Genomic DNA, 12,372 nt, shown 5'->3' with positions numbered 1-12,372 from the left:
GGCGCCTTTTCTTTACCGAGGATAGTCCCGATGAAGCCCACCAAGTTGCTCCTTGCAGCGGCGACGATCGCCATCGCCGCCGCGCTGCCTGCCCGGGCGCAGGAGCTGGTTCCGTACAAGCAGTTCACGCTTTCCAACGGCCTGCGTGTCGTGGTGCATGAGGACCACAAGACCCCCAAGGTGGCGGTTGCGGTCTGGTATCACGTCGGCTCGATGAACGAGCCGGACGGCAAGTCGGGCTTCGCCCATCTGTTCGAGCATCTGATGTTCAACGGCTCGGAGCATCACGACAAGGAATATATGCCGCCGCTCCAGGAGATCGGCGTGTCGGGCGTCAACGGCGCGACCTCGCTCGACCAGACCTATTATTACGAGATCGTGCCCACCGGCGGCCTCGAGCGGGTTCTCTGGCTGGAATCGGATCGCATGGGCTATCTCGCCGGCGCGATCAGCCAGGCCAAGCTCGATGAGCAGCGCAAGGTCGTCCAGAACGAGAAGCGCACGCGCGAGAACACACCCTATGCGCTGATGGACCAGCGTGAGGCCGCCGCGCTGTTTCCGATCGGCCACCCCTATCATCACCCCACCATTGGCTCGATGGAGGACCTCAACGTCGCCTCGCTCGACGATGTGAAGGGCTGGTTCGCCCAATATTACGGCGCCACCAACGCGGTGGTCACGCTCTCGGGCGACGTCACGATCGATCAGGCCAAGGCGCTGATGGAGAAGTATTTCGGCAGCGTCCCCACCGGTTCGCCGGTCAGCCGCTCCACCGCCTGGGTGCCGACGCTCGATCGCGACAAGAGCGAGGTGATGCAGGACGATGTGCCGCAGCTCGCCATCGCCTGGAACTGGGCGGTGCCCGGCAACCGCGCGCCCGAGGCGCAGGCACTCCAGCTCGCCGCGCAGGCGCTCGGCCGCGGCAAGACTTCGCGGCTCTACCAGGTGCTGGTCCAGGAGAAGCAGCTCGCGACCTATGCCTCGGCGAGCTACGCTGGCTATGCAGTCGCCGGCATCTTCTCGGTCGATGTGCGCCTCAAGCCCGGCGTCGATCGTGCCGAGGCCGAAGCGGCGGTGAAGCAGGTGCTGGCCGAGTTCCTCGCCAAGGGGCCTGCGCCGACCGAGCTGGCCCGCGTCAAGGCAAGCGGATCGGCGGACAATGCCCGCGCGATGGAATCGATCTATGTGAAGGCGATGGCGCTCTCCAGCGGCGCGATGTTCGCCGACAATCCGGGCCAGTACGCGGTGGACGACAAGGCCTTCCAGGCGCTGACCGCTGCCGAGGTGCGCACCACCGCGAGCACCTGGCTGACCAAGCCCAACTACAAGCTCACCGTGCTGCCCTTCGGCAGCCACAAGGTGATCGCCGACGGCGCCGACCGCACCAAGCTGCCGCCGCTCGGGCCGTCGCCCGCGCTCAAGCTGCCGCCGGTGCAGGAAGCGAAGCTCTCCAACGGCATCCGTGTCGTACTCGCCGAGCGGCCGGGCACGCCCACCGTCGACATGACGATGGTGTTCGACGCCGGCCAGGCTGCCGAACAGCATATGAAGCGCGGCGTCGGCGGCTTCACGCTCGGGCTGATGGACGAAGGCACGGTGACGCTCACCGGCCAGCAATTCGCCGAGCGCCAGGCGCTGCTCGGCGCGCGCATCTATGCCACCAGCGACGTCGACACGACCGACTTCATGGCCTCGGCGATGGCCAAGGCACTGCCCGAGACGGTGGCGCTCTGGGCCGACTATATCCGCAATCCCGGCTTCCGTGCCGCCGATCTCGAGCGCGATCGCCAGCAGCACCTCTCGGGCCTGTCGCAGTCGCTGGTCGATTCCGACCAGATCGCCCAGCGCACCTTCACCAGCCTGCTGTACGGCTCCGGCCATGCTTACGGCGTGCCGCTTTCCGGCCGCGCGGACACGCTCAAGTCGATCACCCGCGAGGACCTGGTCAAGTTCCACGACAGCTGGATCCGGCCCGACAACGCCGTGATCTATGTGGCGGGCGACACCAATATCGCCGCGCTCACCGCCGTGCTCGAGAAGAGCTTCGGCGACTGGAAGGCGCCGGCGATTGCGAAGGGCACCAAGACCCTCGACCCGGTGGCGGAGGCGACCGCGCCGCGCATCGTGCTGGTCGACAAGCCCGGTGCGATCCAGTCGGTCATCCGCGTCGGCCAGATCCTGCCCGATGGCGGCGACCCGCGCTATTTCGAGATCGGCGCGATGAACGACGTGCTCGGCGGCAACTTCACGGCGCGCCTGAACATGAACCTGCGCGAGGACAAGGGCTGGACCTATGGCGCCAGCTCCTATGTCGCCGAGGCGCGCGGCCCCCAGGCATTCGGCGTGGCGACCGGCGTCCAGACCGACAAGACCGCCGAAGCGCTCACCGAGATCGACAAGGAAATCCGCGGCATCCACGGCGCCAAGCCGGCGACGCAGGCGGAGCTCGACCTGCTGAGCAAGGGCGAGGTGCTGTCGCTGCCCGGCCGCTTCGAGACCAACAACGCGCTGGTCGGCTATCTCCAATACGTCAACCGCTTCGGGCGGCCCTATGACTGGATCACCACGCTGCCCGGCGCCTATGCCGCGCTCAAGCCTGATACGATCACGACCAGCGCGCAGCTGCTCCACCCCGACGCGATGACCTGGGTGGTGGTCGGCGATCTCTCGAAGATCGAGTCCAAGGTGCGCGCGCTGAAGCTCGGCGCTGTCGAGGTGTGGGACGCCGAAGGCCACAAGCTGCGGTGAGCATCATGGGGGTCGGCTCGAACATCTTGCATCTGTTGCGCAAGATTATTACAGCCGGCCCCGCATCAAGAGTCGGGCCGACGCCCGGCACCAACCTGCTCCCGAGCAAGGTGGTGCCCTCGCAAGAGGGGATGTGGCCGGACCGGCAACAAACGGGATCCACTGCCGCATTTCACGTCGACCTGATTCCCGGTGCCAGCACTGACAAGGGATCGAGTATGACGCTTACGCCGCAACAGTTCGCCAGCGATAATTATGCCGGTATCTGCCCCGAAGCCTTTGCCGCGATGGAGGTCGCGAACCAGGGTTCCGCGGTCGCCTACGGCGATGACGAATGGACGCAGCAGGCGGCGGATGCCTTTCGCAAGCTGTTCGATGCGGACGCGGAAGTGTTCTTCGTGTTCAATGGCACCGCGGCCAATTCGCTGGCGCTCGCCTCGCTCGGCCAGTCCTATCACAGCGTGATCTGCGCGGCCTCCGCGCATGTCGAGACCGACGAGTGCGGCGCGCCGGAATTCTTCTCCAACGGCGCCAAGCTGCTCGTCGCGCATACGCCCGACGGCAAGCTGAACCCGGAGGCGATCCGCGCGCTGGCGACCAGCCGCTCGGACATCCATTTCCCCAAGCCCCGCGTCGTCACCATCACCCAGCCGACCGAGACCGGGCAGGTCTATGCGATTGACGAGATCAAGGCGATCTCTGCGGTCTGCCGCGAACTGGGGCTCAAGCTGCACATGGACGGCGCGCGCTTCCCGCACGCCTGCGCCACGCTCGGCTGCACACCCGCCGAGATGACCTGGCAGGCGGGCGTCGACGTGCTTTGCTTCGGCGGTACCAAGAACGGCATGGCGGTGGGGGAGGCGATCCTGTTCTTCGATCGCGCCCTCGCCGAGGACTTCGACTATCGCTGCAAACAGGCGGGGCAGCTCGCCTCGAAGATGCGCTTCCTGTCGGCGCCGTGGATCGGCCTGCTCGAAAGCGGCGCGTGGCTGCGCAATGCCGAGCACGGCAATGCCTGCGCGCATTTGCTCGCCGCGCAGGTCGAGGAGCTGCCGGGGCTACGGCTGATGTTCCCCGTGCAGGCGAACGCCGTCTTCCTCGAAGCCGCTCCGCAAGTGCTCGACCGGCTGCGCGCGCGCGGCTGGCGTTTCTACACCTTCATCGGCGGCGGCGCCCGCTTCATGTTCGCCTGGGACGCGCAGCTCGACCGGGTGGCCGAGCTGGCGCACGACCTGCGCGACGCCGTCGTCGGCAGCGCGTCGCTCGCGGCATGATCGCCTGTGGGGCCGGCGCGGAGCCAGCCCCACGCAACTTACAAGCCGTCGACGCTCTTGCTGACCAGCACATTCACCGCAACGCGGCGGTTCTGCGCCTTGCCTTCGGGCGTATCGTTGCTCGCCAGCGGGTCGGCCTTGGCCATGCCCGTCGGGGTCAGCATGCGATACGGCTTCCAGCCACAGGCCTGCTGGAGATAGTTGATGACGCGCGCGGCGCGCTTCTCGCTGAGCTCCTGGTTGAGGTCTTCGCCGCCGGTCGAATCGGTATAGCCGACCACCAGCATCAGCGCATTCTCGGTGCCCTGCGCCTCGGTTGCCGTGCCGCAAAGCTGCGCTTTGTCCTGCTCGGAAAGGTTCGACTTGCCGACATCGAAGTGCACGTTCGTCGTGCTCTTGATGTTGTACTTGTCGATATCGGCCATGCGGCCACGCAGCGCCTCGGTCGCCGCGGTCTGCTCGTCGAAGCGCTGGGACGTTCCGCTCTGGATCATCGTCGCGGTGCGCAGATCATTCTTCTTGAGGGTGATCTGGCTCGCATAGAGCTGACCACCTGCCTGGGCATCACGCGGCTGCAGCGTCTTGACGGTGACCGGCAGCCCGTTGAGCAGCGAGTCTGCGGCGAGCTTCTGGCTGCCGAGCAGGCCGCCGCCGGCCTTGACCCGCGTCGTATCGCTGATGGTGATGATCGTGCTCTGCCCGTCGGCGGTCGCGACCTTCACGCGGTCGCCATTGCGTGCGACGATGACGCCCTTGACCTCAGGCCCTGCGACCATTTCGGACGGGGCCGGACCATTCACGACGATATTGGAATCGGGCGAGCTCTGCTGCTGCGCAAACGCGCTGCTCGAGGCAGACACGGCGAGCATGGCGGCCAGGAAGCGAACCCCCGACCTTTTGGAAATGACACGCATTGAGGCAACCTCCTCTAAACTGCCCCCACCGGCTGGCCTTGCGTGTTCAGGTCAACCTGTCTCGCAGATGAACAGCCCCGGCAGGGCGGTTGATTGCGGGGTTGGTTCGACCGCGCCGCGCGACGAACCGATGGCGATGGCACCCGCCGACCCCGGCCTGCACACGCCCGCAAGCGGGTAATTCGCGGCTAGAAGCGCAGGCCGATCCGCGCCTCTACCTTCCACTGATAGGGCGCCGCATTACCCTCGATCAGGCCGACCCCGCCCTCCAGCGAGGTGACGAGCCTTCCCCATTTCTTGCCCACTTCCAGGTTGAGCGGCAGGAAGAACGACTTGGTCTTGAAGTCATAGCGGATATCGGTGCTCGGGAAGATCGAGAAATAGGCCTTGCCGGGCAGGCCGATCTCCAGGTTGGGCGAGAATTGCAGCTCGCTCGCAGTGGCGCGGCCGCTGCCGTCCGCCAGGCTGAAGCGGTAGCGGGTGAGGATCTGGAAGAAGCTCTCCTTCGAGATGCCATGCGCGGGCCAGCGATAGCCGGCGGTGGGCAGGAGTTGCCACTGGGTGCTGCCGAACCGGCTGTCGCTCGCCGAGGGGAGCTTGACCTGGGTGCCGAAGCCGAAGCCCTGATCCTCGCCCAGCTCGCGGATGAAGATCGCCTGGAACAGGACATTGCTCAGCCCGATCGTGGTGCCGGTGTCGGCTTCCTCCTCGGCATCGACGATCTTCACCGGCAAGTCGACGCGCAGGTTGACGCGCCAGCCGCCGCCCAGATCGACGGGGTGATCGTGGCGCAGCGTGACCGTCAGCTTGTCCTGGTCATCCTCCCGCGCGACCTCGGTGCGCAGGTCCAGCGTCAGGACCGGGCGGGTGATGTCGCGGCCGCTTGGCGACGCCTCTTCCTCCTGCTCCTGGGCATGGGCGAGGGCGGGCAGGGCGAGCGCCGCCAGGGCGAACAGGCGCACATACATGGTGCAAGCTCTCGCTACTTCTTCATGCCGGCAGTATTGATCGGCGACTGCTCCTTGAGCTCGGCAAGCGCCTTCACGCTGATCTTCGCCCATTCGTCGAACAGCTGCTCGAACGCACCGGCGTTGGTCGCGCGGTTGCGGATATAGGGGCCGAAGTCGCTGGTTTCCTGCCCATCCACGGCGCGCCCGAGCAGCTGGTTGCTCAGCGAATCCCGCGCCTCGAGCACGAAGATCGCGCCGCCAGCCTCATGCGTATAGGTGCGGGTGATGCCGGGACTCATCGTGTCCGGCGCCTCGACGTCGAGATCGACGAGCCCGGGAGTGAGGCGCAGCACATCGGCGCCCGGGGCGGTCACCACCTGATAGCCGGCCTTCTGATAGGCCTCGGCGAGGATCTTGTTGAAGCCCTTCTGGGCTTCGTCGAGGATGCGGCGGGCGTCGTCGTCGGTGACGCGCGTTCCGGCGGTCATGTCGTTGCTGTCGCGCTGCCAGTTCTTGCGGAACGACACCTGGGTGGGGTCGATCATCACCTTGGTATAGCCGCGGAAATCCGCGTTCGGCAGCAGATAGGCGAGGTCGACGCGCTTGGCCTTGACCTTGACCATCCCGTCCCAGTTCTCCGGCGCCGCCTTTTTCTGCGCGAGGGCGGGGTTGGCAAAGCTCAGCAGCGCCGCTGCCGACAGGACTGCGATGAGTTTCCGGGCCATGGCCGTCTCCTGGGAAAGGGAGCGGCGAACATGTGGCGAAGCGCCGGGGCTCGCCATCGGGGCAAACCCGCGTCCGGGCGGGGGAGCTTCCATGGCCCAGCCTCGGGGCGCCGGTTGCGACGGGCCGAGCGGCGCCGGGGGATCGTCCGGGCGGGCGGCGGGGGTTTTCCCCGATTCAGGGGCGTGCGGGCGGTTGCTACGCCCGGAGGCAATTCCAAGCAGGAGCGCCTCCGATGACCAGAAAGCTCTCTATCCTGTTGGCGGCCACCGCCTTTTCGGTGACGGCAGGCGGCGCGGCACGGGCCGACGAGAATGGCTCGAGCGTCTATCTGCTGGGCAGCGGCGGTCCCGCCACGGCGGTCCAGCCCCCGCTCACCGGCATCTATATCGACAATACCATCTTCGTTTACACCGGCGGCACCAACTCGCAGCGCGACTTCAAGATCGGCGGCAGCTTGGTCACCGATGTCGATGCGACGATCGCGGCGAACTTCACTACGCTGGTCGCCGTGCCGAGCACCAACTTCCTGGGCGGCACGCTGGCGATCGGCGGCGTGCTGCCGGTCGGCGCGCCGATGATCGACGCTTCCGCCGTGATCACCGGGCCGCTCGGCCGCCAGATCGACATTCGCCGGCACGACGCGAATGTGATGGTGGGCGACCCGATCGGCATGGTCTCGCTCGGCTGGAAGAGCGGCAAGTTCCACGCCCAGCTGAGCGGGCTGGTGAACATCCCCGTCGGCTATTACCGCGCCGACGCGCTCGCCAACCTCTCCTTCCATCGCTGGGCCGAGGATGTCTCCGGGGCGATGAGCTTCCATGACGAAGCATCCGGCTGGGATGTCAGCAGCAAGGTCGGCATCACCTTCAACGGCAATAACAAGGACACCGACTATGATTCGGGGAACGACTTCCATGCCGAATTGTCGGTCGAGAAGGCGCTGTCGAAGAAATTCTCGATCGGCGTGCTCGGCTATCATTTCGAGCAGCTGACCGGCGACACCGGCGGCGGTGCCACGCAGGGCCCCTATAAGGGCCGGGTGAGCGGCGTGGGCGGCACCATGGCCTTCAACACCGTGCTCGGCCGCAGCCCGGCGAGCTTCCGGATCAAGGTGCTGCAGGAGTTCGGCGAGAAGAACCGCACAAAGGGCACCGCCTTCATGCTCGACCTGTCGCTGCCGCTGCACATGAACATGCCGAAGCAATAGCCCGGCTTTCCTACAGCGCCGGCGGCGGCGACTCGCCAAAGGGCATGAAGGACGCGCCAAGCGCGTGTTTTCTCGCCGCTTAGGTTGACACAGTTCGGCGTAACGGCGCGCATCTCGCAAGATCCTTGCGCGAGCGTGATCCTATCTTTCCAACAGAGCAAAGAGCGGCCGGGCAGCAAGCCTGGCGCAAAGAGGGAAACAGACGAAATCCTACATTGCAAGACCGGTCAGGGCCGCAGCACGCAGCGAAAGCCGATATGCGATGTCGAGGTGTCGATCGGGTGGGCATGGCGCGCCGCCGGGCGGTAGCGCCGGCAGTAATTGGGCGCGCAGAGATGCGATCCGCCCTTTAGCACGCGGCGCGGGATCGGGAGCGGGCCGCCAGGCTCGACGCTGTCCTCGCGGCTGGGTGTGCGCGGCTCGACGCTGCAGCAATGGCGGCTCTGCACCACCGGCGTCGACCACCAGTCGCTGGTCCATTCCCAGACATTGCCGATCATGTCGGCCAGGCCGAAGCCATTGGCCGGGAAGCTGCCCACCGGCGAGGTGCGCAGCCAGCCATCCTCGAGCGTGTTGGCGTAAGGGAAGGCACCCTGCCAGGTGTTGGCCATGTGTGCGCCGTCGACCAGGAAGCTGTCGCCCCAGGCATATTCGACGCCCGTCAGCCCGCCGCGCGCGGCAAACTCCCATTCGGCTTCGGTCGCGAGGTCGGCGCCGGCCCATTCGGCATAGGCCTCGACATCGGCGAGCGCGACATGGACTACCGGGTGATCCTCCAGCCCCTCGATGCTGCTCTCCGGCCCGGTCGGGTGGCGCCAGTCCGCGCCCGGTACCATCGCCCACCACTGCGTCACCGGCCCGTTCGGATCGACCGGGCGGGCCGGCGGGGTGAACACCACCGACGCAGCGACCAGCATCTCGGGCAAAGCCCCGGGATAGTCCTCGGGATCGGGCGGGGTCTCGGCGACGGTACGGTGTCCCGTCGCCTCGACGAAGCGCGCGAAGTCGCGGTTGGTGACTGGCGTACGGTCGATCCAGAAGCCCTTTACCTGGGCGGGGCGTAGCGGGCGCTCCTCGGGATAGTGATCCTCGGACCCCATGGTGAAGCTGCCCCCGGGGATCCAGACCATGTCGCGCTCGGGCGGGCCGTCCAGGCGCGGGCGCATCAGGTGCATTTCCATCAGCCGAAAATCCCCAGGCCCCAGACGATGTTGACTGCCGCTGCCACGCCGATGGCGAGCAGCAGGATCGCCGTGATCAGCGTGAGCGAGATCGGATATTTCATCTCGCCGTGCAGCAGTCCCTCGCGGACCATCGAGCCGCGCAGGTTGCGCAGCTCGATCGCGAACTGGAGGTGGCGCACGATGCCGCCGATCAGCAGCAGCACGCCGAGCAGGATCAGCATCAGCCCGAAGTTGCGCGGCGCGGCGGCGTGGGTGATCGTGCCCGCATCGCGCAGCTTGCTGAAGAACTGGGCGAGGGTGAAGCCGAAGCCGATCAGCGAGAGCGAGGTGCGGATCACCGACATCAAGGTGCGGTCGGCGCTCATCCGGGTGCGCTGCACCGACATGCCGCTGCGGCGCATCGAAAGCTCGGTGCGCTCGGTCGACAGGTCGGTCCGGTGCGTCGAGAGGTCGGTGCGATATTCGGACAGGTCGGTGCGGTGCTCGGACAAGCCCGTGCGGTGCCGCGAAAGCCCGGTGCGGAAATGCGAATAGGTGGTCGGGATTTCCTCGCCACTCAGCTGGCTGGTGTCGGGAATGTCGGGCACGGGAGCGGGATTGAAGCGGTCCGGCCGCTTCGGCCCCGGAAGATCGCTCATCGGGAGATTCCTTTCAGCTGCGGCGCCATCATCCCGAAGCGCGGGCGCGCCGCCCATCGGGGAAAGCCCCGGCTTCGTCGCCGTCGAGACCCTGAGAGCGCCCCGGCCGCGCGCTCGGGGAATGCCCGGCGCTCGGCTGGGGGTTGCGCCCGATGGGCGGGGCGCGCCCGTGTCGCGACAGTGCGGTTTTCGTTTTGCGAAGGAACCGCCCATGCTCAGGCCCGCGCTGCTGCTCTTTGCCCTTGCCGCGAGCTTGCCCGCCCGGGCGCAGGATGACCGCGTTCCCGAGGCGCCAGCGCCCGACACGCCGCCCGCCGCGGCGGACTCAGCGGATCTGGCCGCGAAGATCGCCAACCCAATCTCCGACCTGATCAGCGTGCCCTTCCAGCAGAATCTCGATTGCTGCTTCGGGCCCGAGGGCGCGGTGCGCTACACGCTAAATGTCCAGCCGGTGATCCCGATGCATCTGGGCGGCGACCTCGACCTGATCGTGCGCACGATCGTGCCGTTCATCTCGCAGGGCCGCAGCGCGCCGGACAATCTGGGCGGCACCGGCCTGGGGGATACTACCCAGAGCTTCTTCCTGAAGCCGAAGACCGGCGGCGGGTTGACGATCGGCCTGGGGCCGGTGTTCGTCTACCCCACCGGCAATTCGGATTTCGGCTCGCATCGATGGGGAGCGGGGCCGACCGGGCTGATACTCAAGCAGACGCCGAGCGGCTATACGATCGGCATGCTGGCGAACCATGTCTGGTCGGTCGCCGGCAAGGATGACCGGCCGGAAGTGAGCAGCACCTTCCTCCAGCCGTTCCTCTCGAAGAACTTCAAGGACACCACCAGCATCGGGATCAACACCGAGACGGTCTATGACTGGAAGCACAAGCTGTGGACGGTACCGATCAACCTGACGCTGGGACGCGTGGCAAAGATCGGCAAGCAGCCGATCCAGATCGCCGCGACCGGCAAATATTACGCCGTGAGTCCGACGGGCGGCCCCGAATGGGGCGCCCGGCTGGCGATCACCTTGCTGTTTCCGCAGTGACGCCGCGCTGACCGGGAAATTCCGGCCGGCAAGACGGGGTTAGTGCCGATGTGCGCCCCGGCGCGCCCGAGTCAGGCTCAGCGTCGAACCTGTCCAAAGGAGACTCGGCGTGCCCAATGGAAAGCCCAACATCCTCGTCATCTGGGGCGACGATATCGGGATCAGCAACCTCAGTTGCTACAGCCGCGGCCTGATGGGGTATGAGACCCCGAATATCGACCGCATCGCCCGCGAGGGCATGATGTTCACCGACAGCTATGGCGAGCAGAGCTGCACCGCCGGGCGCTCGTCGTTCATCACCGGGCAGAGCGTCTATCGCACGGGCCTGTCCAAGGTCGGCCGCCCGGGCGGGCGCGAAGGGCTGCAGGCCGAGACGGTGACCACCGCCGAACTGCTCAAGAACCATGGCTATGCCACCGGCCAGTTCGGCAAGAACCATCTCGGCGACCGCAACGAATATCTGCCGACCGCGCACGGCTTCGACGAATTCTACGGCAATCTCTATCACCTGAATGCCGAGGAAGAGCCGGAGATGGCCGACTATTTCCCCGAGAAGGACTTCCCCAACATCAAGAAGCAGATCGGCCCGCGCGGCGTGATGCACTGCTGGGCGACGGACAAGGACGATCCCACCGAGGAGCCGCGCTGGGGCCGGGTCGGCAAGCAGAAGATCGAGGATACCGGCCCGCTGACCAAGAAGCGGATGGAGACCTGCGACGATGACTTCGTCGAGAAGGCCACGGCCTTTATTAAGAAGGCGCAGGCGGACGGCGTGCCCTTCTTCGTGTGGCTCAACACCACGCACATGCACATGTTCACGCACACCAAGCCCGAGAGCAGGGGGCAGGCCGGGCGCTGGCAGTCCGAATATCACGACACGATGATCGATCATGACCGCAATGTCGGCCAGATGCTCGATCTGCTCGACGAGCTCGGCATCACCGATGACACCTTCGTGATGTATTCGACCGACAACGGTCCGCACCGCAACTCCTGGCCGGATGCCGGCACCACGCCGTTCCGCAGCGAGAAGGACACCAATTGGGAAGGCGCCTTCCGCATCCCGCTGCTGGTGCGCTGGCCGGGCAAGGTGGCGCCGGGATCGGTCTCCAACGGCATCGTCCAGCATCACGACTGGCTGCCGACCTTCCTCGAAATGGCAGGCGAGCCCGATGTGAGCGAGAAGCTCAAAAAAGGGCATCAGGCCAACGGCAAGACCTTCAAGAACCATATCGACGGGTTCAGCATGGTCGGCCACATCACCGGCAAGGAGAAGGAGAGCCCGCGCAAGCTGTTCTTCTACTTCAGCGACGACGGCGATGTGCTCGCGCTGCGCTATGACAATTGGAAGGTCGTGTTCATGGAACAGCGCGTGCAGGGCACGATGAAGATCTGGGGCGAGCCGTTCGTGACGCTGCGGCTGCCCAAGCTCTTCAACCTGCGTACCGACCCCTATGAATATGCCGACATCACGTCGAACAGCTATTACGAGTGGTTCCTCTACCACGACTATATCCTGTTCGGCGCCTTCGGCCTGGCCGACAAGTTCGTCGCGAGCCTCGCGGAATTCCCGCGCGTGCAGAAGCCGGGAAGTTTCACGATCAGCGATGCGCTCGAGAAGCTGGCGCTCCAGCAGGCTGCGGATTGAGCTCCCCCTGGGGCGGCGCTTCCGGGCGCCGCCCATTTCCC

At 66.1% G+C, this 12,372-nt stretch carries 10 protein-coding genes and 1 riboswitch; of the genes, 5 read left to right on the top strand and 5 right to left on the bottom strand.

What is annotated here, in order from left to right; all coding sequences use genetic code 11:
• Nucleotides 1-30: 30 nt before the first annotated feature.
• Together HZY97_RS15925 and HZY97_RS15920 are read left to right on the top strand one after the other, a co-directional pair.
• The gene (locus HZY97_RS15925) at nt 31-2,748 is read left to right on the top strand and encodes a pitrilysin family protein (protein ID WP_180145807.1); all 2,718 of its coding nucleotides are present in this window, start codon (nt 31-33) and stop codon (nt 2,746-2,748) included.
• 57 nt (nt 2,749-2,805) lie between these two features.
• Nucleotides 2,806-2,911, top strand: a riboswitch (SAM-I-IV-variant riboswitch).
• 55 nt (nt 2,912-2,966) lie between these two features.
• Nucleotides 2,967-4,022 carry a low specificity L-threonine aldolase gene (locus HZY97_RS15920; RefSeq protein WP_180145805.1) on the top strand — a complete coding sequence of 352 codons (1,056 nt, stop codon included), beginning with the start codon at nt 2,967-2,969 and terminating at the stop codon, nt 4,020-4,022.
• A gap of 38 nt (nt 4,023-4,060) precedes the next feature.
• Here HZY97_RS15920 and HZY97_RS15915 read toward each other — a convergent pair whose 3' ends face one another.
• From HZY97_RS15915 to HZY97_RS15905, 3 genes are all read right to left on the bottom strand, one after another.
• A complete protein-coding gene (locus HZY97_RS15915) occupies nt 4,061-4,936 on the bottom strand; it encodes an OmpA family protein (protein WP_180145802.1) in 876 nt (291 codons plus the stop codon).
• 188 nt (nt 4,937-5,124) lie between these two features.
• On the bottom strand, nt 5,125-5,904 hold the full coding sequence (locus tag HZY97_RS15910; RefSeq protein WP_180145799.1) for a hypothetical protein: 780 nt from the start codon (nt 5,902-5,904) through the stop codon (nt 5,125-5,127).
• Nucleotides 5,905-5,918: 14 nt separating this feature from the next.
• On the bottom strand, nt 5,919-6,611 hold the full coding sequence (locus HZY97_RS15905) for a DUF3313 family protein (RefSeq protein WP_180145796.1): 693 nt from the start codon (nt 6,609-6,611) through the stop codon (nt 5,919-5,921).
• A 233-nt stretch (nt 6,612-6,844) separates the two neighbouring features.
• Here HZY97_RS15905 and HZY97_RS15900 point away from each other — a divergent pair, with 233 nt between their 5' ends.
• Nucleotides 6,845-7,819 (top strand): transporter, encoded by a 975-nt coding sequence (locus HZY97_RS15900; protein ID WP_180145793.1) that lies wholly within the window; start codon nt 6,845-6,847, stop codon nt 7,817-7,819.
• A 227-nt stretch (nt 7,820-8,046) separates the two neighbouring features.
• Here HZY97_RS15900 and HZY97_RS15895 read toward each other — a convergent pair whose 3' ends face one another.
• Nucleotides 8,047-8,949, bottom strand: coding sequence for a formylglycine-generating enzyme family protein (locus HZY97_RS15895; protein ID WP_180146006.1), 903 nt, complete (start codon nt 8,947-8,949; stop codon nt 8,047-8,049).
• Nucleotides 8,950-8,999: 50 nt separating this feature from the next.
• The gene (locus HZY97_RS15890; RefSeq protein WP_180145790.1) at nt 9,000-9,641 is read right to left on the bottom strand and encodes a YidH family protein; all 642 of its coding nucleotides are present in this window, start codon (nt 9,639-9,641) and stop codon (nt 9,000-9,002) included.
• A gap of 211 nt (nt 9,642-9,852) precedes the next feature.
• Between HZY97_RS15890 and HZY97_RS15885 the strand changes: the two genes are divergently transcribed.
• Nucleotides 9,853-10,683: a transporter gene (locus HZY97_RS15885; protein ID WP_180145788.1), complete on the top strand. Its 831-nt coding sequence runs from the start codon at nt 9,853-9,855 to the stop codon at nt 10,681-10,683.
• 109 nt (nt 10,684-10,792) lie between these two features.
• Entirely contained in the window at nt 10,793-12,331 is a 1,539-nt protein-coding gene (locus tag HZY97_RS15880; RefSeq protein WP_180145785.1) for an arylsulfatase, read from the top strand.
• Nucleotides 12,332-12,372: the final 41 nt, after the last annotated feature.

The sequence above is a fragment of the Sphingomonas sp. R-74633 genome (assembly GCF_013416555.1).
In the GTDB taxonomy this organism is placed as follows: Bacteria; Pseudomonadota; Alphaproteobacteria; order Sphingomonadales; family Sphingomonadaceae; genus Sphingomonas.
This window is presented reverse-complemented; position numbering and strand designations above follow the sequence as displayed.